The organism is Pseudomonas sp. G5001, from assembly GCF_013385475.1.
Taxonomy (GTDB): Bacteria; Pseudomonadota; Gammaproteobacteria; order Pseudomonadales; family Pseudomonadaceae; genus Aquipseudomonas.
The window spans coordinates 20,704-42,709 of the sequence record NZ_JACAPZ010000038.1 but is presented as its reverse complement, the minus strand read 5'-3'; the positions used below and the strand labels follow the sequence as shown (position 1 = coordinate 42,709).

The 22,006-nt window shown below is 62.2% G+C and carries 16 protein-coding genes; 11 read left to right on the top strand and 5 right to left on the bottom strand.

Going from position 1 to position 22,006, the window contains the following annotated elements; translation table 11 throughout:
- Both HX805_RS27165 and HX805_RS27160 read left to right on the top strand, forming a co-directional pair.
- Nucleotides 1–614 (top strand): ribonucleotide-diphosphate reductase subunit beta (locus HX805_RS27165; RefSeq protein ID WP_177035193.1); only part of this gene is annotated, 614 nt, incomplete at its 5' end.
- Nucleotides 615–666: 52 nt separating this feature from the next.
- Complete coding sequence (locus HX805_RS27160) at nt 667–1,155, top strand: DUF1289 domain-containing protein (protein WP_003208512.1); 489 nt, start codon at nt 667–669, stop codon at nt 1,153–1,155.
- 124 nt (nt 1,156–1,279) lie between these two features.
- Here the strand turns inward: HX805_RS27160 and mdeB are convergent, their stop codons facing one another.
- Nucleotides 1,280–3,958 (bottom strand): alpha-ketoglutarate dehydrogenase, encoded by a 2,679-nt coding sequence (gene mdeB / locus HX805_RS27155; RefSeq protein WP_177117464.1) that lies wholly within the window; start codon nt 3,956–3,958, stop codon nt 1,280–1,282.
- A 191-nt stretch (nt 3,959–4,149) separates the two neighbouring features.
- On the opposite strand from mdeB, the gene HX805_RS27150 reads away from it, so the two are divergent.
- From HX805_RS27150 to HX805_RS27140, 3 genes are all read left to right on the top strand, one after another.
- Nucleotides 4,150–5,076 (top strand): class I SAM-dependent methyltransferase, encoded by a 927-nt coding sequence (locus tag HX805_RS27150; protein WP_177023324.1) that lies wholly within the window; start codon nt 4,150–4,152, stop codon nt 5,074–5,076.
- A 148-nt stretch (nt 5,077–5,224) separates the two neighbouring features.
- Nucleotides 5,225–5,941 carry a phosphatidylcholine synthase gene (gene pcsA, locus HX805_RS27145; protein WP_003208507.1) on the top strand — a complete coding sequence of 239 codons (717 nt, stop codon included), beginning with the start codon at nt 5,225–5,227 and terminating at the stop codon, nt 5,939–5,941.
- A 195-nt stretch (nt 5,942–6,136) separates the two neighbouring features.
- On the top strand, nt 6,137–6,916 hold the full coding sequence (locus tag HX805_RS27140; RefSeq protein ID WP_003208505.1) for a TSUP family transporter: 780 nt from the start codon (nt 6,137–6,139) through the stop codon (nt 6,914–6,916).
- Here HX805_RS27140 and nudC read toward each other — a convergent pair.
- From nudC to HX805_RS27120, 4 genes are all read right to left on the bottom strand, one after another.
- Nucleotides 6,884–7,717, bottom strand: coding sequence for an NAD(+) diphosphatase (gene nudC, locus HX805_RS27135; protein WP_008430294.1), 834 nt, complete (start codon nt 7,715–7,717; stop codon nt 6,884–6,886). The two genes, HX805_RS27140 and nudC, sit on opposite strands and share 33 nt — an antisense overlap.
- A 6-nt stretch (nt 7,718–7,723) precedes the next feature.
- On the bottom strand, nt 7,724–8,536 hold the full coding sequence (locus HX805_RS27130; RefSeq protein WP_102369234.1) for a crotonase/enoyl-CoA hydratase family protein: 813 nt from the start codon (nt 8,534–8,536) through the stop codon (nt 7,724–7,726).
- A gap of 161 nt (nt 8,537–8,697) precedes the next feature.
- Nucleotides 8,698–9,993 carry an ATP-binding protein gene (locus HX805_RS27125; protein WP_177117463.1) on the bottom strand — a complete coding sequence of 432 codons (1,296 nt, stop codon included), beginning with the start codon at nt 9,991–9,993 and terminating at the stop codon, nt 8,698–8,700.
- A gap of 3 nt (nt 9,994–9,996) precedes the next feature.
- The gene (locus HX805_RS27120) at nt 9,997–10,698 is read right to left on the bottom strand and encodes a response regulator transcription factor (RefSeq protein WP_008430287.1); all 702 of its coding nucleotides are present in this window, start codon (nt 10,696–10,698) and stop codon (nt 9,997–9,999) included.
- A 305-nt stretch (nt 10,699–11,003) separates the two neighbouring features.
- Here HX805_RS27120 and HX805_RS27115 point away from each other — a divergent pair, with 305 nt between their 5' ends.
- The 6 genes from HX805_RS27115 to HX805_RS27090 all read left to right on the top strand — a co-directional run bounded on the left by HX805_RS27115 (nt 11,004) and on the right by HX805_RS27090 (nt 21,977).
- The gene (locus HX805_RS27115; RefSeq protein WP_023658897.1) at nt 11,004–12,161 is read left to right on the top strand and encodes an efflux RND transporter periplasmic adaptor subunit; all 1,158 of its coding nucleotides are present in this window, start codon (nt 11,004–11,006) and stop codon (nt 12,159–12,161) included.
- A 12-nt stretch (nt 12,162–12,173) separates the two neighbouring features.
- The gene (locus tag HX805_RS27110; protein ID WP_177117462.1) at nt 12,174–15,266 is read left to right on the top strand and encodes an efflux RND transporter permease subunit; all 3,093 of its coding nucleotides are present in this window, start codon (nt 12,174–12,176) and stop codon (nt 15,264–15,266) included.
- A 43-nt stretch (nt 15,267–15,309) separates the two neighbouring features.
- Entirely contained in the window at nt 15,310–15,951 is a 642-nt protein-coding gene (locus HX805_RS27105) for a DUF1345 domain-containing protein (RefSeq protein ID WP_003214055.1), read from the top strand.
- Between the two features lie 82 nt (nt 15,952–16,033).
- Nucleotides 16,034–16,873: an AraC family transcriptional regulator gene (locus HX805_RS27100; protein ID WP_008431232.1), complete on the top strand. Its 840-nt coding sequence runs from the start codon at nt 16,034–16,036 to the stop codon at nt 16,871–16,873.
- A 125-nt stretch (nt 16,874–16,998) separates the two neighbouring features.
- Entirely contained in the window at nt 16,999–21,189 is a 4,191-nt protein-coding gene (locus HX805_RS27095; protein WP_177117461.1) for a YncE family protein, read from the top strand.
- Between the two features lie 188 nt (nt 21,190–21,377).
- Nucleotides 21,378–21,977, top strand: a complete 600-nt coding sequence (locus HX805_RS27090; RefSeq protein WP_177021201.1) for a LysE family translocator — start codon at nt 21,378–21,380, stop codon at nt 21,975–21,977.
- Nucleotides 21,978–22,006: the final 29 nt, after the last annotated feature.

Below are 22,006 nucleotides of genomic sequence, written 5' to 3'. Positions count from 1 at the left end.
ACCACGAGATTCCATCGGTCGCCAAAAAGGCTGCCTGGGGCTTGAAGTACACCCGTTCGATCTCCGATCCGAAGTTCGAAACCGGCACCGTTGAGACTGATAAAGAGCTGCTGCGCAACCTGGTGGCGTACTACTGCGTACTGGAAGGTATCTTCTTCTACTGCGGCTTCACCCAGATCCTGTCCATGGGCCGTCGCAACAAAATGACCGGCGTGGCGGAACAGTTCCAGTACATCCTGCGGGATGAGTCGATGCACCTGAACTTCGGCATCGATGTGATCAACCAGATCAAAATCGAAAACCCGCACTTGTGGGATGCCGAGATGAAGGAAGAAGCGACCCAGATGATCCTGCAAGGGACTCAGCTGGAGATTGAATACGCGCGTGACACCATGCCACGCGGCGTACTCGGCATGAACGCCGCGATGATGGAGGACTACCTCAAGTTCATCGCGAACCGTCGTCTGTCGCAGATTGGGTTGAAGGAAGAGTATCCAGGGACGACTAACCCATTCCCGTGGATGAGCGAGATCATGGACTTGAAGAAAGAGAAGAACTTCTTCGAGACCCGTGTGATCGAGTACCAGACTGGCGGCGCGCTGAGCTGGGATTGATTTAAAGCGGCCCCTTCGGGGGCCGTGTTGTTTCACCTGTCGATGTTTTTTTATGCCCAATCAAACCATCAAGACCCCCTGCGTCGGCCTGTGCTCCACCGTCTACGGAGACCTGGTATGCCGGGGCTGCAAGCGCTATCACCATGAAGTGATTCAGTGGAACGGCTACAACGCCGAGGAGAAACAGGCGGTGTGGCTGCGCCTGGAACAACTGCTGGTGCAGGTGATGACCAGCAAGCTGCAGGTGCTGGACCCGCAGCGCCTGCGCCAGCAACTGGAAGATCGCAAGATCCGCTTTGTGCCCCACCAGTCGCCGTATTGCTGGGCGTACCAGTTGATTGCCCGGGGCGCGCGGGTGATTTCGAAGCTGGATGCGTATGGGTTGGCGCTGTTGCCGGAGTTTCGCGAGCGCAATCTGGCAGATTTGCGGGATGCGATTGACCGGGAGTTTTTCCTGTTGTCCGAGGCGCATTACGAGCGGTATATCGCGCCGGGGTTTCTGCGGGAATCGTTTGGGGCGCCGTTGATAGCCAGTATTTAGACAACCACACAGAACCAGTGTGGGAGCGGGCTTGCTCGCGAAAGCGGTGTATCAGTTGCCGGATATATTGACTGACACACCGCATTCGCGAGCAAGCCCGCTCCCACATTTAGATCTTTGTCGCTCAGGAGGTCCAGGACGGCTCGCGATCGGTCTGCACCCCATAACGCTCTATCGCCTGCTGGCAAACCTGCTTGTCCAGACTCCCCTGCTCCACCAATGCCGTCAGCGCCGCCAGCACGATGTGATGGCGGTCCACCTCGAAGAAATCCCGCAACGCCGCCCGGGTATCGCTGCGACCAAAGCCATCCGTCCCCAGCACGGTGTAAGCCGAATCCACGTATGACCCAATCATCTGCGGCACCGCCCTTACATAGTCAGATACCGCCACCACCGGCGCGCCCTTGGGCAAACACTCCGCCAGGTGGCTGCGCCGCGCCGGCTGTTGCGGATGCAGGCGGTTCCAGCGTTCCACGTCACGGGCGTCCCGGGCCAGTTCGCTGAAGCTGGTGACACTGAACACTTCAGCGTCAACCTGCCAATCCTCCGCCAACAATTGCGCCGCTGCCTGGGCTTCGCGCACCAGCGTGCCGGAGCCGAGCAACCGGACCATGCCGCCAGGCTGCCCGCTCAGCCGGTACATGCCTTTGATGATCGCCGCTTCGACGCCTTCCGGCAGGCTCGGCTGCGGGTAGTTTTCGTTCATCAGCGTCACGTAGTAGAACTCGTCCACATCGTGCTCCAGCATCTGGCGCATGCCATGGTCGAGGATCACCGCAAACTCGCCGGCAAACGCCGGGTCGTAGGCGCGGCAATTGGGCACGGTGGCGGCCATCAGGTGGCTGCTGCCGTCCTGGTGCTGCAAGCCTTCGCCACCCAGGGTGGTGCGCCCGGCAGTGGCGCCCAGCAGGAAACCTCGGGCACGCTGGTCGGCGGCGGCCCAGATCAGGTCACCCACGCGCTGGAAACCGAACATCGAGTAGTAGATGTAAAACGGCAGCATCCGCAGGCCATGCACCGAATAACTGGTGGCCGCCGCGACCCAGGAACTGATGGCGCTGGCTTCGCTGATGCCTTCTTCAAGGATCTGCCCGTCGGTGGCTTCGCGGTAGCTGAGGATCGAGCCGATGTCTTCGGGCTCGTAGCGCTGGCCGACGCTGGAATAGATGCCGATCTGCTTGAACAGGTTGGCCATGCCGAAGGTGCGCGCTTCGTCGGCGACGATGGGCACGATGCGCGGGCCGAGGGCCTTGTCCTTGAGCAGATTGGTGAGCATGCGCACAAAGGCCATGGTGGTGGACATTTCCTTGCCCTCCGCCTGGGTGGCAAACGCGCCGTAGCCCGACACCGGCGGGACACTCACGGTGGGCGCCTGCTGGCCACGGCTCGGCACATACCCGCCGAGGGTGGCGCGGCGCTGGTGCAAGTAGCGCATTTCAAGGCTGTCTTCAGTCGGTTTGTAGAAGCTCAGGGATTCGGCCTGTTCATCCGACAGCGGCAACTGGAAGCGATTGCGGAAGGCGATCAAGGCCTCGCGGTCGAGCTTCTTCTGCTGGTGGGTGGTCATCTTGCCCTGCCCGGCCTCGCCCATGCCAAAGCCCTTTTTGGTCTGGGCCAGGATCACCGTGGGTTTGCCGGCGACCCGGCGCGCCGCGTGATAGGCCGCGTGGATCTTGACCATGTCATGGCCGCCACGCTTGAGCCGGTCGATCTGCTCGTCGCTCAGGCCCTCGACCAGTTTGGACAGCGCCTCGCTCTGGCCGAAGAAATGTTCGCGGTTGTAGGCGCCGTCCTTGGCGGCGAAAGTCTGGAATTGCCCGTCCACCGTCTGCGACAGGGTGCGCGCCAGCTCGCCGTCGGTGTCCTTGGCCAGCAAGGCGTCCCAGTCCGAGCCCCAGACCAGCTTGATCACGTTCCAGCCGGCACCGGCGAACAACGCCTCCAGCTCGTCGATAATTCGCCCGTTGCCACGCACCGGGCCGTCGAGCCGTTGCAGGTTGCAGTTGACCACCCAGGTCAGGTTGTCCAGGCCTTCACGGGCGGCCAGGGTGAGGGCCGACATGCTTTCCGGTTCGTCCATCTCGCCGTCGCCGAATACGCCCCATACGTGGCGGTCGGTGGTGTCCTGCAAGCCGCGGTGTTGCAGGTAGCGCATGAACCGCGCCTGGAAAATCGAGCTGATGGGGCCAATGCCCATGGACCCGGTGGGAAATTGCCAGAAGTCCGGCATCAACCACGGATGGGGATAGCTGGACAAACCTCGGGCGCCCGCCTTGCCGGCACCGATTTCCTGGCGATAGTGGGCCAGGTCGGCCTCGCTCAGGCGCCCTTCAAGGAAGGCGCGAGCATAGATGCCGGGGGCGGAATGCGGCTGGTAGAACACCAGATCGCCGCCAAAACTGTCGTTGCGGGCACGGAAAAAGTGGTTGAAGCCCACCTCGAACAAATCCGCCGCGCTGGCGTAGCTGGCGATATGCCCGCCCAGTTCGCCATAGGCCTGGTTGGCGCGCACCACCATGGCCAGGGCGTTCCAGCGCACCACTGAGGCCAAGCGTTCTTCGGTGGCCAGGTCTCCGGGAAACGGCGGTTGCTGCTCCACGGCGATGCTATTGATGTAGGGCGTGCCATGCCGGGGTTTCCAGGCGATGTGCGGCGCGCCGCCGGCATCCGCCAGCATGTCGAGGATCTCCCGTGCGCGCGCCGCGCCGGCGTTGGCCATCAGGGAGGCCAGGGCATCGCGCCATTCGGCCAGTTCTTCCTGGTCCATCGCTGTCTGACTCACTGCACTCGCGAAACCGTTCATGGGCACCTCCGGGCTTTTTTTCCAGTTTATGTCGGTGCCAAGGGATTTTTTGACTGTTGTGCGCCGCCTCTCGGGGACTTTTGAGCATAAATCACTGCCAATCAGCAAATTCAAAGCACGTTGTGCTTCAACTCCCGAACACCCCGCAATTGTGTTTAAAATGCCGCCCGCTCAATGACCGACGTTGCCCGATGAACCCAGACGCACTCGCCACCCTGCACACCCATTTGCTGAACGCCCTGCAAACCGTCCCCGCCGAGACCCGGCGCCTGTTTCACGGGCGTGGCCGCTGCTGGCCGGGCCTGGAGCAACTGACGGTGGACTGGCTGCAAGGCGTGGTGCTGGTCTCGCTGTTCAAGGAGCCAGAAGCCACGGAGCTTGAGGCCTTGAAGCAGATGCTGGTGCAGATCGACTGGCGGTCATTCGGCGCCCATACCGTGGCGCTGCAACACCGCTACCTGCCGCAAAGCACCACCGAATGGCTGCTGGGCGAGGTGGTCGACGAACTGACCATCACCGAAGGCGGCCTGCGCTACCTGATCGACCTGGGCAAAAAGCAGAACAGTGGGCTGTTCCTCGACATGCGTTACGGCCGCAACTGGGTACGCGAACAGGCTCATGGCCTGCGGGTGCTGAACCTGTTCGCCTACACCTGTGGTTTCTCCGTGGCGGCCATCGAAGGCGGCGCCGAGCATGTGGTGAACCTGGACATGGCCCGAGGCGCCCTGAGCCGTGGTCGTGACAATCACCGCCTGAACGGCCACGACCTGAGCAAGGTGACGTTCCTCGGCCACGACCTGTTCAAGTCGTGGGCCAAGGTCACCAACAGCGGCCCGTACGACCTGGTGATCATCGACCCGCCCTCGTTCCAGAAAGGCAGTTTCCTTTTGACCAAGGACTACCAGCGGGTGCTGCGTCGCCTGCCGGACTTGCTCACGGCCCAGGGTACGGTGCTGGCGTGCATGAACGACCCGGCGTTCGGCGAAGACTTCCTGATCGACGGCGTAACCCGCGAAGCGCCTGGCCTGCGCTTTGACCAGCGGCTGGAAAACCCGCCGGAATTCCCCGATATCGACCCGCAAAGCGGATTAAAGGCACTGGTGTTTCGCCAAGGCTGATGCCGAAACGTCCTGCGCTTGCTACGCTTAACCTACGCCGGGTGGTGAACCTTATCCCACCCTTCCCGGTCGATACCTGCACACTCTGGCCAGATTCGACGGTGCTACCCCGTCGGCTGCCCTGTTTCACCTTTTGGAGAACGCCCCTGTGATATCGACCCTGCATGTAGCCCGTCTCAAGGCCTGGGGCGCCCATGGTTTTACCGCCACCGGTGTAGTACTGGCCTTCCTGGCCACCCTGGCACTGCTCGACAACCAGCCCAAGGCTTGCCTGCTGTGGCTGGGCCTGGCCTTGATCGTCGATGGGGTCGACGGCTCTCTCGCGCGACGGGTGAATGTGCAAACAGTGCTGCCAAGCTTCGATGGCTCGGTATTGGACCTGGTGATTGATTACCTGACGTACGTGTTTATTCCGGCGCTGTTTATCTATCGCTATATCGCCCTGCCGGACTTCACCCCGTTGTTTACGGTGTCGGTGATTCTGGTGTCGTCGCTGTTCTGCTTCTGCAACGTCAACATGAAGAGCAAGGACAACTACTTCGTCGGCTTCCCCGCCGCATGGAACGTGGTGGCGCTGTGCGTCTATATCATCCAGCCGGAAGCCTGGGTCACCTTGCTCACCGTGATCGGCCTGGCGTTGCTGACCGTGACGCCGATGAAGTTCCTGCACCCTTTCCGGGTCAAGCGCTTCATGCCGATCAATATTGCCGTGACCACCATCTGGTTGCTGTGCAGCCTGCTGCTGGTGATCGACTTCCCGTACACCAATCGCCTGACCCTGGGCCTGTGGTTGCTGATGTCGGCGTACTTCCTGGGGATCTGCATCTGGCGGACCGCACTGGAGTGGGTCGAAACACATAAATAGCCAAGCGGGCACGGTTGAAATGTGGGATCGGGCTTGCTCGCGAATGCGGTGGATCAGCCACTCTATCCGGTGACTGACACTGCGCATTCGCGAGCAAGCCCGCTCCCACATTTGGATCGCCTCGACCCAGGGTTATGGGTAAGATACCGGCCTTTCGCGCAGCCCTTGCTGCGCCCTGCCGACTAAGTCTTGCCCATGCCTTTCGAACTCAGCGTTGACCTCACCACCCTGGCGATCCTCGCCGTGGTTGCCTTTATCGCCGGTTTCATCGACGCCATCGCCGGCGGTGGCGGCCTGCTCACCACGCCCGCCCTGCTGACCGCCGGCATGCCGCCCCACCTGGTGCTGGGCACCAACAAGCTCAGTTCCACCTTCGGCTCGGCCACTGCCAGCTTTACCTTCTACCGGCGCAAGCTGTTTCATCCGCGCCAGTGGGTGCATGCCATCGTCGGCACCCTGGTCGGTGCACTCACCGGCGCGGTCGTGGCCCATTACCTGCCGGCAGAAACCCTGAACAAGATGCTCCCGGTGATTGTGTTCGGCTGCGGTTTGTATTTGCTGTTCGGCGGCACGCCCAAGGCGGCGCTGGACAACGACGCACCGATCAAGAAGAAATGGCAGTCCACCCAGGGCTTTGGCCTGGGTTTCTACGACGGCGTCGCCGGCCCGGGCACCGGGGCCTTCTGGACCGTGAGTACCATGCTGTTGCACCCCATCGACCTGGTAAAGGCCAGCGGCGTGGCGCGCAGCATGAACTTCGTCAGCAACGCGGCGGCGCTGACGGTGTTCATTTTCAATGGCTCGGTAGACTGGATTGTCGGCCTGTGCATGGGCGTGTCGGTGATGTGCGGCGCTTTTTTTGGCGCACGCAGCGCCATCAGCGGCGGCGCCAAGTTCATTCGCCCGGTGTTCATCACCGTGGTGCTCGGCCTGACGGTGCGCCTAGCCTGGCAGCACTGGTTCAGCGTGACCTAGGCGACGGGCCAGGTAGAGGTCGATCAGGTAGCGCGCAATCGAGCGCGACGCCGGCAACGGCGGCAGTTCATGGATGTTGAACCACTGCGCGTCTTCGATCTCGTCAGCCTGGGGCACAATGTCGCCGCCGGCGTACTCGGCGTGAAAGCCCAGCATCATCGAGTGCGGGAACGGCCAGCACTGGCTGCCCATGTACTGGATGTTCTTGACCTCCACCTGCACTTCTTCACGCACCTCGCGAATCAGGCAGTCCTCGGCAGACTCACCCGGCTCGGCAAACCCCGCCAGGGTACTGTAGACCCCCGTGACAAAGCGCGGCGAGCGGGCCAGCAGGATCTCGTCGCCACGGGTCACCAGCACGATCATGCTTGGCGAGATACGCGGGTAGCTGCGCAGGTCACAGGCCTGGCAGAACATCGCCCGCTCCCGCGGCACCTGCACCATCGCCTGGCCGCAACTGCCGCAAAAACGATGCTCCCGGGCCCAGGTGCCGATTTGCGCGGCGTAGCCCAGGACTTTGTACAGCGTGTGATCGCCCTGCAGCATGAATGCCCGCAGGCCCTGCCAGCCGCAGCCCGGAACGTCGGCGGGGCTGTTGAGTTCCAGCAGGTACACCGGCTCGCCGTCCAGGTGGCCGATGCCATGCTCGGCGAACACCGAGAGGTCCTGGCGCTTGAGCCACTCCCGGGGAAACAGCGGGCCGTTCTGGTCGTGTAAAAAGCCTTCACGGCTGCGGGCCACGGCCCAGCCGCCCGGGGCGTCGTTGTCCAGCAGCGTTGTGGTAATCCAGCCTGGGGTCATGTTCAGTCAATCCACGAAGTCGGGTTTCTGCTTGCTCATATGGGCCGCGATGGCCACGCGCAGGTCGTTGGATTGCAACATAGCTGAGTTCCAGGTGGCAACGTATTCCAAACCGTCATTGATCGTGTGGTCACGCATGTAGCTGATCATCGCCTTGGTGCCGGTGACCGCGATCGGCGATTTGGCGGCGATTTCCCGGGCGATTTCCAGCACGCCGGCCAGCAGGCTCTGGTGATCGCTGTACACCCGATTTACCAGGCCGATGCTGCGCGCCTCTTCGGCGCCGAACTGGCGGCCGGTGTAGGCCAGCTCGCGCAGCATGCCATCGCCGACGATGCGCGGCAGGCGTTGCAGGGTGCCGACGTCGGCGGCCATGCCGATGTCGATTTCCTTGATGGAGAATTGCGCATCTTCGGCGGCGTAACGCATGTCACAGGCGCTGATCAGGTCGATGGCGCCGCCGATGCAGTAGCCATGGATCGCCGCGAGTACCGGCTTGCGGCAGTTGTCGACGGCGTTGAAGGAGGCTTGCAGTTCGAGGATCTTGCGCCGCAGCAGGCGCGCGTTGCGGCCCACGTCCTTGCCGAACTCGTTGGCGACCGAGGCCAGCAGCATCAGGTCGATGCCGGAGGAGAAATGCTTGCCGGCGCCGCTGATGACCACGGCTCGCACCGCGTCGGTGTCTTCGACCCATTGGAAGATGTCGATGATCTCGGTCCAGAACGCCGCGTTCATCGCGTTGATCTTTTCCGGGCGATTGAGCTGCACATGGGCGACGTTGCCGCTGAGTTCGACGACAAAGGCTTGGTATTCGGACATGGCAGTGATCCTTGACTGGCGGCTGGAATAGGGGCCGAACTATAACAAGGCACCGCGTGAGGTGGTAAGGCTGTGCAAACGCCAAATTCGGGACTGAAGAACGATGAAGATCAAATGTGGGAGCTGGCTTGCCTGCTCCCACAATGGTTTTGTGGTGTTCTTTAACTCGGCAGCCAGAGCCGGAAGCGTGCACCACCCAATGGTGAAGCCTGGGCCGTCAATGTTCCGCCCTGCGCCTCCAGCGCCCGCCGGCTGATGGCCAATCCCAGGCCAAAACCGCCAGTGGCTCGATCCCGGCTGCGATCCAGCCGGTAGAACGGCTCGAAAATCCGCTCTCGCTGGTCAACCGGAATGCCAATGCCGTCATCATCCACGCAAATCTCGCACCCCCTGGGACACACCTTCACCCCCACCTGAATTCGCCGCTCGCAATACCGCATGGCGTTGCGCAGCAGGTTTTGCAGGGCCCGGGCGGTCAGGCGCGGGTCCAGGGTGAAGCGTTCCACGGCGCAGTCCAGCACCACGTCGATCACGATATCCGGGTTTTCCAGTTCGTCGTCGACGCTGCCCAGGATGCTGTCGATGAACTCATCCAGCACCACTTCCACCCGCTCGGGTGTTTGCGCCGGGTTTTGCAAACGGCTGTAGGAGAGCAGCTCCAGCACCAGCTCATCCAGCTCGCGAATGTGCGCCACCAACCCTTGCAGCCGCTCACGGCTGGCCGCCGGGAGGTCGTCGGACAGCGCCAGGGCCAGGCCGAAGTCCAGGCGCGTCAGCGGCGTACGCAGTTCATGGGAGACGGCATTGAGCAAGTCGCGTTGCTGGTTGAGCAGCTGTTCGATGTCGTTGGCCATGGTGTCGAACACCGCCGCCAGGCTGCCGATGTTGGAGCTGGGCGGGATTTTTGTGCGGGCCGCAAGGTTGCCCTGGCCGAGTTGCGCGGCGGTGCTTTTCAGGCGTTCCAGGTCGCGCCAGTGGGGCCGCAGCCAGAACAGCAGGCATCCCAGCAGCGCCGCGCCGATCAGCACGTTCATGCTCCAGTACAGCAGGTTCATGTCCAGCGGGTCCGGCGGTACCGAGACCTTGACCACCAACTGGTCGTCCAGGGCCGAGCTGACGTCGTCCGCCCAGCCCCACTCGCCCAGGCGAATCACCATCTGGTCTTTTTCCAGCAGGCGCTGTTCTTCAGGGGTGTAGCTGGCGTCCTGGATACGCAGCAGTTGCACCTTCAGCGGCGCGAAATCCGCCGACAGGCGCACGGTGACATTGGCCCACTGCTCCATCGGCACCCGTCGGTACTCCTTGACGATCAGGCTCTGCATGCCTCGGGACTGCTCGATGTTGTAGTTCATGTAACGGTGTTCAAACAGCTGGATCACCGCCCGGGGCACCAGGTAGATCGCGGCGGCAAAGGTGACGATGGTGATCAGGTACAGCCGAATCAGGACGCGAAACATGGCTCAGCATTCCCACTCGGAACGGCTGAACAGGTAGCCCTTGCCCCACACGGTCTTGATCTTGCGCGCCTCGCCCGCGTGGTCGTCGAACTTGCGCCGCAGCTTGGAAATCGCCACGTCCACCGAACGGTCGGTGCCGTTGAACTCGATGCCGCGCAGGCGTTGCAGGATCTGGTCGCGGCTGAGCACTTCGCCGGCATGCCGGGCCAGTACCACCAGCAGGTTGTATTCACCGCTGGACAGCTCAACCGGCTGGCCGCGCCAGGTCACGGTGCGTTCCGACAGGTCGATGCACAGGTTGCCCATCAGGATCTGATCGTTGGCCACCTGGGGTTCGGTGAGGCTGCTGCGGCGCAGCAAGGTTCGCACCCGCGCCAGCAATACCCGCGGCTCGCAGGGTTTGGTGACGTAGTCGTCGGCGCCCATTTCCAGGCCCAACACCTGGTCGTGGCTGTCGTCGCGGGCGGTGAGCATCAGGATCGGCAGCGTGGCCGAGTCGGCCCGCAGCAACCGGCAGACCTGCAGGCCGTCGAGGCCCGGCAGCATCAGGTCGAGAATCACCAGGTCCGGTGGGTTGAGCCGCGCACGCTCACGCACGTGGTCGCCACGGCTGAGCACGCTGACGTGATAGCCGTTGCGTTCCAGGTAACTGGCGATCAATTCGGAGAGCGCGGCGTCGTCTTCCACCAGAAGAATGTTGGGCATGGTATTTCCAAATAATACAATTTCTGAGTAGTACGCAAATCCAATGTGGGAGCGGGCTTGCTCGCGAAGGCGGTGTTTCAGTTAACGCACACGGCGACTGACACACCGCCTTCGCGAGCAAGCCCGCTCCCACATTTGATCTTCGGTATCAGGAAGATCGTGTAAGGTTCGGCGGTTATGAAGGATATACGCCCGCGTGCATCTGTGGGTCGCACCTTACATTTCTTCACACACCACCTACAGAGCTTCACAGCACTGTGGCGGGGGCGCCCGTAGGATGCGCCAGTCAATATTGGGATATGAGCATGTCGAAGAATCTGTTTGCGCCGTTTTGCCTGTTGGCCCTGACACTGGCGTTGAGCGCGTGTGGCAAGTCGGCGGACGACGCCGCCGAGGCGCCGCTGGCCAAGGTGCGGATCGAAACCCTGGAAGCCAAGCCCCTCTCCATCACCAGCGAGTTGAGCGGACGGATTGCCGCGCCACGCATCGCCGAAGTGCGCGCCCGGGTGGCCGGCGTGGTGTTGCAACGGGTGTTCAAGGAAGGCCATGACGTCAAACAGGGCGATGTGCTGTTCCGGATTGACCCGGCGCCGTTCAAGGCCGACCTCGACAGCGCCCAGGCCAGCCTGCGCAAGGCCGAGGCCAATGCATTCCAGGCGCGCCTGCAAGAGCAGCGCTACAGCCAACTGGTGGAAGGCAACGCCATCAGCGGCCAGGAATACGACAACGCCCGCGCCGCCGCCCGGCAAACCGCCGCCGATGTGGCCGCCAACCAGGCCGCCGTGCAGCGCGCCAAATTGAACCTGGGTTATGCCACCGTGACTGCGCCGATTTCCGGTCGGATTGGCCGTGCGCTGGTGACCGAGGGTGCGCTGGTGGGCCAGAACGAAGCCACACCGATGGCGCTGATCCAGCAACTGGACCCGATCCACGCCGACCTGACCCAATCCACCCGCGAGCTGAACGACCTGCGCCGGGCCTTTCGCGCCGGGCACTTGAAGCAAGTCGGCCAGGACCAGGCCAAGGCCACGCTGATCCAGGATGACGGCAGCCTGTATCCGCTGCCGGGCAAGTTGCTGTTCGCCGAGATCAGCGTCGACCCGGGCACCGGGCAGATCATCTTGCGCAGCGAGTTCCCCAACCCGGACCTCGACCTGCTGCCCGGCAGCTTTATCCGCGTGCGCCTGGAGCAAGCCGTCGACCAGCAAGGCATCAGCGTGCCGCAACGGGCGATCACCCGCGACAGCGCCGGGATCCCGATGGTGTTGCTGCTGGACGCCGAGCAAACCGTGAGCCAGCAGCCGGTAGAACTGGGTTCGGTGGTCAATGACCGCTGGGTGGTGACCCGCGGCCTGAAGGCCGGTGACCGTATCGTCGTCGAAGGCCTGCAACACGCCCGCCCTGGCGAGAAAGTCCAGGTCGACGACAGCCCCGCGCCCATCGCCCAGGCATCCGGCCAATAAGGATCGTTAAACATGCCGCAGTTCTTTATTGACCGCCCGATCTTCGCCTGGGTGGTCGCCCTGTTTATCCTGCTGGCCGGCGCCCTCGCCATCCCGCAGTTGCCAGTCGCGCAGTACCCCAACGTCGCGCCGCCAAAAGTCGAGATCTATGCGGTGTACCCGGGTGCCTCCGCGCAAACCCTGGACGAAAGCGTGGTCAGCCTGATCGAGCAGGAGCTTAACGGCGCCGATCACCTGCTGTATTTCGAATCCCAGAGCAGCCTCGGTTCGGCCACCATCACCGCCACCTTTCAGCCGGGCACCGACCCGGAGATGGCCCAGGTTGACGTGCAAAACCGCCTCAAGGCGGTGGAGCCGCGCCTGCCCCAAGCCGTGACGCAGCAAGGCTTGCAGGTGGAGAAAGTCTCCGCCGGCTTCCTGCTGCTGGTGACCCTGACCTCCAGTGACGGCAAGCTCGATGACGTGGCGCTCAGCGATTACCTGGCGCGCAACGTGATGAACGAACTCAAGCGCCTGGACGGTGTGGGCAAGGCCCAGCTGTACGGCGCCGAACGCGCAATGCGCATCTGGATCGACCCGCAGAAGCTGATCGGCTTCAACCTGACCCCGGCCGACGTCAACGCGGCGATTACGGCGCAGAACGCCCAGGTGTCGGCCGGCAGCATCGGCGATTTGCCGGGCACCAAAACCCAGGAAATCACCGCGTCGATCCTGGTGAAAGGCCAACTGTCGACCCCGGCCGAATTTGCCGACATCGTGCTCAAGGCCAACCCGGACGGTTCCACCGTGCGCGTCGGTGACGTGGCGCGGGTGGAAATCGGCAGCCAGGAATACCAGTTCTCCACCCGCCTGAACGGCAAGCCGTCCACCGCCGTCAGCGTGCAGCTGTCACCGGGCGCCAACGCCTTGAGCACCGCGACCCTGGTGCGGGCGAAGATGGACGAACTGGCGCGCTACTTCCCGGCCAACGTCGAATACAAAATTCCGTACGACACCTCGCCGTTCGTGAAGGTCTCGATCACCAAGGTGGTGTACACCCTGGGCGAAGCGATGTTGCTGGTGTTTGCGGTGATGTTCCTGTTCCTGCAAAACATCCGCTACACATTGATCCCGACGCTGGTGGTGCCCATCGCGCTGATGGGCACCTTTGCGACGATGCTGTTGCTGGGCTTCTCGATCAACGTGCTGACCATGTTCGGCATGGTGCTGGCCATCGGCATTTTGGTGGACGATGCGATTGTGGTGGTGGAGAACGTCGAGCGGATCATGGTCACCGAGGGCCTGTCGCCCAAGGAGGCCACCCGCAAGGCCATGGGCCAGATTACCGGGGCGATTGTCGGTATCACCCTGGTGCTGGTGGCGGTGTTCCTGCCGATGGCGTTCATGCCGGGTTCGGTAGGCGTGATCTATCAGCAGTTCTCGTTGTCGATGGCCACCTCGATCCTGTTTTCGGCATTCCTCGCCCTGACCTTGACCCCAGCCCTGTGCGCGACCTTGCTCAAGCCGATTGCCAAGGGCGAGCACCATGAGAAAGGCGGGTTCTTCGGCTGGTTCAACCGGCGCTTCGAGCAGTTCACCGACCGCTATGAAGGCTGGGTGGCCTACGCCCTCAAGCGCAGCGGGCGTTACCTGTTGATCTATCTGGTGCTGGTGGTGGGGCTTGGGGTGTTGTTCGCCCGCCTGCCCTCGTCCTTCCTGCCGGTGGAAGACCAGGGCTACACCATCACCGATATCCAGCTGCCGCCGGGTGCCAGCAAGAACCGCACGGTGCAGGTCGCCGAGCAGATCGAGGCACACAACGCCGGCGAGCCGGGCGTGGGCGATACCACGATGATCATGGGTTTCAGCTTCTCCGGTTCGGGGCAGAACGCCGCGCTGGCGTTTACCACGCTCAAGGACTGGTCGGAGCGCAGCAGCAAGGATTCCGCCGCGGCCATTGCGGACCGTGCCAACGCGGCTTTCAGTGAGCTGAAGGACGCGATTGCCTATGCAATCCTGCCACCGCCGGTGGATGGCCTGGGCACCTCCAGTGGTTTCGAGTTCCGCCTGCAGGACCGTGGTGGCGTCGGCCATGCCGCGTTGATGGAGGCCCGCACCGAACTGCTGGCCGCTGCCGAGAAAAGCCCGATCCTGGCCAACGTGCGTGAAAGCGCCCTGGCCGAAGCTCCGCAAGTACAGCTTGAGGTGGACCGCAAGCAAGCCAATGCCCTGGGCATCTCCTTTGCCGATATCGGCAATGTGCTGTCCTCGGCCATCGGTTCGGCCTATATCAACGACTTCCCCAACCAGGGCCGCATGCAGCGGGTGGTGGTGCAGGCCGAAGGTGATCAGCGCAGCCAGGTGGCCGACCTGATGAAGATCCATGTGCGCAACAATGCCGGGAAGATGGTGCCGCTGTCGGCCTTCGTCGAGGCGCGCTGGATTCAGGGCCCCGCCCAGTTGACCCGCTACAACGGCTACCCGGCCATCGCGATTTCCGGTGAATCGGCACCGGGCCACAGTACCGGCGAGGCGATGGAGGAAATCCAGCGCCTGGTCAGCCAACTGCCCCCCGGCCTGGGCCAGGAATGGACTGGCCTGTCGTTGCAGGAACGCTTGTCCGGCTCCCAGGCCCCGCTGCTGCTCGGTTTGTCGCTGCTGATCGTGTTCCTGTGCCTGGCGGCGCTGTATGAGAGCTGGTCGATTCCGACCTCGGTGCTGCTGGTGGTGCCCCTCGGCGTGCTCGGCGCGGTATTGGCCGTAAGCTTGCGCGGGATGCCCAACGATGTGTTCTTCAAGGTCGGCCTGATTACTATCATTGGGCTGTCGGCGAAGAACGCGATCCTGATCATCGAGTTTGCCAAGGACCTGTATGACCAGGGTGAAGACCTGATCGACGCCACGTTGAAAGCCGCACGCCTGCGCCTGCGGCCGATCATCATGACGTCCCTGGCGTTCATCCTCGGCGTGGTGCCGTTGGCGATTGCCACGGGCGCCAGCTCGGCCAGCCAGCAGGCCATCGGTACCGGGGTGATCGGCGGCATGATTACCGCGACGCTGGCGGTGGTGTTTGTGCCGGTGTTCTTCGTCGTGGTCATGAAGCTGGTGCGCAAGCGCCACACGTAATAAATGCGCTATGGTGCTTACACATCCCTGATTTGTGAGCGCCATGCCCTTCCTCGCACGCACCCACCCTCGCCTGTCCTCCGCCGCCGTCCTGGGCCTGGCGGTGGGGCTCCTGGCTCCCGCCGACACGATCATCAGCAAAATCCTCATCGGCTGGAACGCCGGGGTCTGGACCTACCTGGTGCTGATGCTGTGGCTCACCAGCCATTCCCGGGCCGACGACGTGAAACGCATCGCCGAGATCGAGGACGAGAACGCCGGCCTGGTGTTGTTCATGGTGTGCATCGCGGCGATTGCCAGCCTGGCGACCATCACCCTGAACCTGGTGGGCACCAAGGACCTGAGCGATAGCCAGCGCCTGTTGCATTACGGCTTCACCGGCCTGACGGTGGTTGGCTCATGGCTGCTGATCGGGGTGATTTTCAGCGTGCACTATGCGCGCCTGTATTACACCTGGGACGGCCCCGAGCCGGCACTGCGCTTTGCCGAGGATTTACGCACGCCCAATTACTGGGACTTCCTGTACTTCTCGTTCACCATCGGCGTGGCGGTGCAAACGGCGGATGTCGGGGTTGCCACGCGTACCATGCGCAAGGTGGTGCTGGGGCAATCGTTGATCGGGTTTCTGTTCAACACGGCGATCCTGGGGTTCTCGATCAACATCGCCGCCGGATTGTTTGGATGAAGCTGCACAAACCTTCTAGACGCTAAGCCCCTGCAGGAGCGAGCTTGTTCGCTCTTGCAGTGTTCCATTCCATAGGTATTTTATGGCCGCCCACAACTGGATCGACCTGGCTCAGGACGCCGACACCGGCATCGAGACCCTGCGCGCGCATTTCGAGGGCCACGCCTACGACCCGCACTGGCACGACAGCTACCTGGTGGGCGTCACGGAGCAAGGTGTGCAGCAGTTCAACTGCCGGCGCACCCGCCATAACAGCGTGCCCGGCCAGGTGTTCCTGGTGGAGCCCGGCGAGCTGCACGACGGCGACGCGCCCACGGCGGACGGTTTTACCTACCACATGCTTTACCTCGACCCGCAGTGGTTGGCGCGGGAAGTCAGCGCAGTGTTCGAAGAAGCGCCGCTCGACAGCCAGCTGGGGTTTGCCAGTACCCTGGCCAGCGACCCGCGCCTGGCCCTGGCCACCAGCCGGGCCTTCCAGACCTTGCACGGAGGTGAGCTGCGCATCGTGCGGCAACAGGCGATGGACCAACTGCTCGAACGCCTCACTGCGCAACTGCACTGGCGCACCCGCTACCATGAAGACCCTCGCCTGCCACGGGTGGCGCACAAGGCCCGGGAATACCTGCATGCGCACCTGCAGCAAGATGTGGGCATGGATGAACTGGCGCTGGCCTGCGGCGTCGATCGCTTTCGCCTTACCCGCGCCTTCAAGAGCGCCTTCGGCCTGCCACCCCATGCCTACCTGGTGCAACTGCGCCTGGCCCGCGCCCGGCATTGGCTGGCCAACGGCAAGCAACCCGCCGACGTGGCGATTGCCCTGGGCTTTGCCGACCAGAGTCACCTGGGACGCTGGTTCGTGAGGGCGTATGGCCTGACGCCGGCGGCGTATCGCAAGCGGTGTTCAAGCGTTTTGCAGCGCTAGCTGCGCCACCACCACTCGTCGGCACTGTCAATTCTCACAGGTTCGCCACGCCCCCCGATAGGTGTTTGATCTCCTTGTCAGCCGTCGGCCACTCAGGGCCGCGCCTCATTCAAGGAAGCCTGTCCATGCCCAATTTTCCCATAGCCCCGGATAATGCGCCGCTGGGCGACAACAACCCGCCCGGCAACGCCCTCGTGCTGCATAACCCATCGTCAGGCCTGGCGTCGCGCCGCGTCGAAGACCTTGACCCACCCAAGTCAGCCTATCCGTCGGTCCCGCTGGATGCCACGCTGTATCCTGAAAGAGGGGTCTACGGCCTGGGCATCCGCCACGTGCGCCCCTTTGCCCAGTGGACCTTCGAACGCTGGTTCAACTTCAATTACGACTTCTACGCCCTCTACCTCAACGACCTGGTCAATGCAGTCGCCGCCGATATTGCACTTGAAGACCGGGACCGTTACGACTTGTTCGTCCCCGAAGAATTCATCCCCGAAGGCGACGTCCAGATATACGGCCGCGTAGTGCGGGCCGGCAGCGGCCAGGAGAGTACGTCGCCGCTGCAAACCATCCTGATCAAGACCACCCGCCCCGGTGGCCGCGATAACGACCCCGGCAGCAAATGGCACCCGGGCCTGGTGATGACGGTGGAAGGCCTGCCTGAGGGCTCCACCGTTAATATAGATAATGCCAACAGCGGGGTCTGGTGCCTGATCCAGCGCTATGAAAACCTGCGCCAGAATGACCAGATCGAGCTGTCGTGGGATGGGGTTTTAGTCACGCATATCGTCAGCCCGGCCGAAGTCGCGGGTTCAGGGCCGATTCGCGTCTTTGTCTCCAGGGACATCATTTTGCAGGGGGGGCATTTCGGCAAGCTGACCCTGCGGTTCCGGGTCTCGGACGTGGTGCAAAACTTCTCCGGGGATAAATACCAGTATTCCAAACCCTACTTCCTGGACAGCGAGCTGGATCCGGACCTGCTTTTTGCACCGATCTTCCTGGTGGATGGCGAAGAGGCGACCCAGATCGACTTCGATACCCAGAGCGAGGCAACCTTCGAAGTGCTGGTGACGGTGCCTCGGCAAACCCCGGCGCCCCTGCCGCGGCACCAATTGGCGGTGACCTTGTTCGGTACCCTGGGCGACGGTTCGACCCAGGTGTTCCCCTTGGCCCCGGTGGTGGACAGAAACCTCAGCGTTGAATTTGTCACCGTCGACCGCGAGATTATCGAACAACTGGTGGGCGGGTCCTTCCGGGTCTCGTTCCAGTGGCTGAAAAACGACGGCCGCGTGGAGCAATCCGGCAGTACCTCCGTCAGCGTGGTGGGCACGCCGGTGGCGATGCCGGCAGTGACGGTCGCACCGATCGAGGTGGGGCTGATCGAGCCCGATCAGGACATCACCGTGCAGATCCCCTTCTACGAACCCCACAACCCGGACTGGCTGGAAACCCTGGTGATTGAGCATATCCGCCCGGGCGGCGGTGGCGAAATCTACAAGGAAGAACAACTGGCGGGCGCCCAGGGCGGCACGCGCTACGTCAGCAAAGAAAACCTGAAACAGTTTGAAGGCGTGGGCGACATCGCGTTTTATTACCTGGTCAACGATGGCGCCGGCCACGTACTGGACGGCAACGCATTGACCACTCGCAAGTCCCGCGAGCTGTTCGCCCACGTGGGTGAGCGCATCGGCAACATGCCGACTGCACACCTGGAAGGCGCCCTGGGCAACAACATCGACCCCAGCCATGTGACCACGCCCACCTTGCTGCTGACCCTGCCCCTGACCTTGCCCGCCCCGCACGGGCAGACCGAAGAAGGTGACCTGATCCACTGGAACGCCATCGGCTCCGGCCTTGACGGCTCGGCCAGTGGCGTTGTGCGCATCAACGGCGGCACGGCAGGCAAGCCCCTGGTTTTCCCGGTGAGCCGGGCGATCCTCGACAACAACAATAATGGCAGCCTGCGCATTACCTATAGCCTCGAACGCAGCGGCCCGCCACGCCTGGTATTGCGCTCCGAGGTGCTCAACCTGACCGTGGGCCGCGGCGTGCAACTGGAGCGTCCGGTTATCGACGGCGCCACCCTGTTCCCCGACGCACTCAACCCCCTGGCCGCATTGAGCGGCGCCAAGGTCATCGTGAGATACCGGCCGATGCAGGCCACCGACCAGATCAAGGTCGACTGGTTGAGCCGCGACGGGCTGGGCAGTGCCACCGAGTACACCCTGGGCAACCCGTCCACCAACGAAGTATTCGTGACCATCCCGGCGCGCACCATCGCCAGGGGTATTCGCCCCGGTGGCAACCAGATCAGCGTGCAATACCACTTCAACCGTGGCGCCTTTCCGTACCCTTCGGACACTGTCGACCTGCACCTGCTTCCCCTCACCGGGCTGCCCACACCGACGATCGACGGCATTGGCGACAGCACCCTGCTCGACCTGTCGAAACTCAATGACCAGGCCCGCGCCCGTGTATCCGTCTGGCCGTTTATCGATGCCGGGCAGTTTATGTGGATGAGTTGGGAGGGCACGTTTGCCGACGGCAGCCCGTACCGCGAGGACACCTACACCGCCAACCTGGTCACCGAAAACGGTGCCGCCAACGGTATCTCGCCACCCGCGCCAGTGGACAAACTGCAGCGCTTGATGGATGGCTCGCACCTGACCATCCGCTTCTGGGTCAGCCTGGCAGAAAGCCCCGACAAAAACACCGCCGTGCTGTTTGGCGTGCGTGAACACCGTGTGCAAACCCTGCCCGCCGTGCTGCCGCACCCACGGTTCAACGACCAGCCCGGGGCAACGCTGACCATTCAGCCGCTGGACCACGTAGACAACGCCAGTGTCACGGTGGCGTATGGCGGCATGAATCCAAGCCATTCCATCCAGTTGCAATGGATTTTCCCGGATGGCGGTGTTGCGGATGTTGACGCCAAGAACGGCCTGGACGGCGGTCGTGTGGATTTCGTCATTACCAATGAAGTGCTGGCAGACAGCGTCGGCAAAACCATTGAGTTGCGCTATGTCGCCACCATCAATGGCAGCCCGGTGCCTTCAGAAACGCAGGTATTGACAGTGGCCAGGATCCCAGCGGGAAGACCGCCACAACCGCGAATCAATAACATGAACAGCGGCACAACCCTGGACCTACAGGCGTTCACCGGGGATGCACACGCCTCAGTAGCCAAATGGGAATTGAGCAAGCAAGGTCAACGTGTATGGATCACGCTGGAGGCGGCAGGTGTAGAACCTTTGTCGGTGCTGAGGGCACACGCCATTACTGCTGCTCAAGCGGCCAACGGCATCACCAACCAAGCTGTCTCCCGCAGCTGGCTGGCAAGCCTGGGGAAAAACACTACGTTCACGGTGACCTGCAAAGTGACGTATGACGGCAGTGACGATGAGTCAAAAGCCATCCCGCTCCTGCAAAGTACCTATACCGTGACATGGCTAGCGGAGGTCAAATTTATTCCTACCCTCCGTCACTCATCAAAGGGGGTCGTCGTCAGCCCTGACGGGCGCCGCGTTTATGTCGCTGTTGGCGGGGGTGGTAGAACTGCGATTTACGTTATCGACACAGCAACGGACGCCATTATTCACTCGGCTTCGTATGACATTCAGTCCAGTGGGCACCTTGCAATTCACCCGGACGGATCAAGACTCTACCTGGACCTGATCCACACCGGCATAGCGGTAATCAGTACAACCTCCTTTGCCAGAGTTGCGACCTATGCCACCGAAAATGTACAGGACTTGGCGATCAATACTGCAGGCACTCGGCTATATGTTACTGCGAGGACCGGTGCTTATACTTACGACGCCGCCACCGGCAATCGAATAGCTCAAATAGCGGGTCAGTCTCACTTCATCGCCCGCTCACCTAATAATACGCGTGCCTATCTTACGACCTATGGCGGCGGCTTCAACCCAGTCGATACCACTGTATTCAACACTGCAAACAATAGTGTTGTAACTGTCATTCAGGGAGTGATTGGGCCCATGGCTTTAAGTACCAACACCCCTCGCCTCTATTTGGCGAGAGGTGATGGTTTGATGATAATAAACACCAACACCAACAGTTTGGTGACCGTGATTGAGGCGGGACCGGGAACGTCGGTTGCAGTCAACCCGGTACTTCCTCATGCCTATACGGCAGGGTTCGGCGCCTTCAACATATTTGATACAAATACGGATAGGCTTATAGCGACTGTACCCGTGGATATTGGGTTTGGATTTGGCAATATTGCAGTACTACCAAACGGTTCAAAAGCTTATTTCACCGACAGTGACTCGCAAGGACTCTACGTCATGCGTTATTGATTAACTAACCGAGGTATAACCGGGACAGGTCCATCTAAACCATGGACTTGTCCCTTTTTTTGTCCCCTATAACTCTCCCGCTACTATCCCCTGCCCGTGTCCGCACGCCCCTGCTCAAACCTTCCAGACACGCCACCACGCCCCTGCAACCATCGACTCCATCGCCCCACTTACGGAGTCGCCCCACCATGTTCCCTACCCTGTTGCCCTTCCTGCTATTCGCTTTTGTAGCCTCCATCACCCCTGGCCCCACCAATATCCTGGTGCTGAGTAACAGCGCACGGTATGGCTTCAAAGCCGCGCTGCCTATCGTGCTGGGCGCATGCGCGGGGGCGGCGGGGATTGTGCTGCTGGTAGGCTCCGGCGTTGGCCAGTCGCTGGCGCACTGGCCCCGGGTGCAGGCAGCGATGCAATGGCTGGGGGTCGCCTGGCTCAGCTACCTTTCCTGGCAGATCTTCAGCGCCCCCGCCGAGTCAATCGACCCGGCTGCCGTGCAAAAACCCTTGGGCCTGGCCGGCGCCGCCAGCCTGCAACTGGTCAACCCCAAGACCTGGATGATGGCCCTGGCGGTGGTGAGCGTGTTTGCCGGCAATGGCGATGAACGCCAGAGCCATGTGCTGTACCTGTCGCTGGCGTTCTTTGTGATCGCCTTGCCGTGCCTCGGCGCGTGGGCATTGCTGGGGGTTGGAAGCAGCCGGGTGTTTCGCTCGCCCAAGGCCATGCAACGGTTCAACCGCTGCATGGCGGTGTTGTTGCTGGTCTCAAGCTGGCTGAGCGTCTGGGTGTAGACACAACCGTTCGTCGGCACTGTCAGTTT

Coding starts and splice junctions, on each gene's coding strand:
- HX805_RS27160 (WP_003208512.1), top strand. CDS start 667: ATGCCCAATCAAACCATCAAGACCCCCTGCGTCGGCCTGTGCTCCACC.
- mdeB (WP_177117464.1), bottom strand. CDS start 3,958: ATGAACGGTTTCGCGAGTGCAGTGAGTCAGACAGCGATGGACCAGGAA.
- HX805_RS27150 (WP_177023324.1), top strand. CDS start 4,150: ATGAACCCAGACGCACTCGCCACCCTGCACACCCATTTGCTGAACGCC.
- HX805_RS27140 (WP_003208505.1), top strand. CDS start 6,137: ATGCCTTTCGAACTCAGCGTTGACCTCACCACCCTGGCGATCCTCGCC.
- nudC (WP_008430294.1), bottom strand. CDS start 7,717: ATGACCCCAGGCTGGATTACCACAACGCTGCTGGACAACGACGCCCCG.
- HX805_RS27130 (WP_102369234.1), bottom strand. CDS start 8,536: ATGTCCGAATACCAAGCCTTTGTCGTCGAACTCAGCGGCAACGTCGCC.
- HX805_RS27125 (WP_177117463.1), bottom strand. CDS start 9,993: ATGTTTCGCGTCCTGATTCGGCTGTACCTGATCACCATCGTCACCTTT.
- HX805_RS27120 (WP_008430287.1), bottom strand. CDS start 10,698: ATGCCCAACATTCTTCTGGTGGAAGACGACGCCGCGCTCTCCGAATTG.
- HX805_RS27115 (WP_023658897.1), top strand. CDS start 11,004: ATGTCGAAGAATCTGTTTGCGCCGTTTTGCCTGTTGGCCCTGACACTG.
- HX805_RS27110 (WP_177117462.1), top strand. CDS start 12,174: ATGCCGCAGTTCTTTATTGACCGCCCGATCTTCGCCTGGGTGGTCGCC.
- HX805_RS27105 (WP_003214055.1), top strand. CDS start 15,310: ATGCCCTTCCTCGCACGCACCCACCCTCGCCTGTCCTCCGCCGCCGTC.
- HX805_RS27100 (WP_008431232.1), top strand. CDS start 16,034: ATGGCCGCCCACAACTGGATCGACCTGGCTCAGGACGCCGACACCGGC.
- HX805_RS27095 (WP_177117461.1), top strand. CDS start 16,999: ATGCCCAATTTTCCCATAGCCCCGGATAATGCGCCGCTGGGCGACAAC.
- HX805_RS27090 (WP_177021201.1), top strand. CDS start 21,378: ATGTTCCCTACCCTGTTGCCCTTCCTGCTATTCGCTTTTGTAGCCTCC.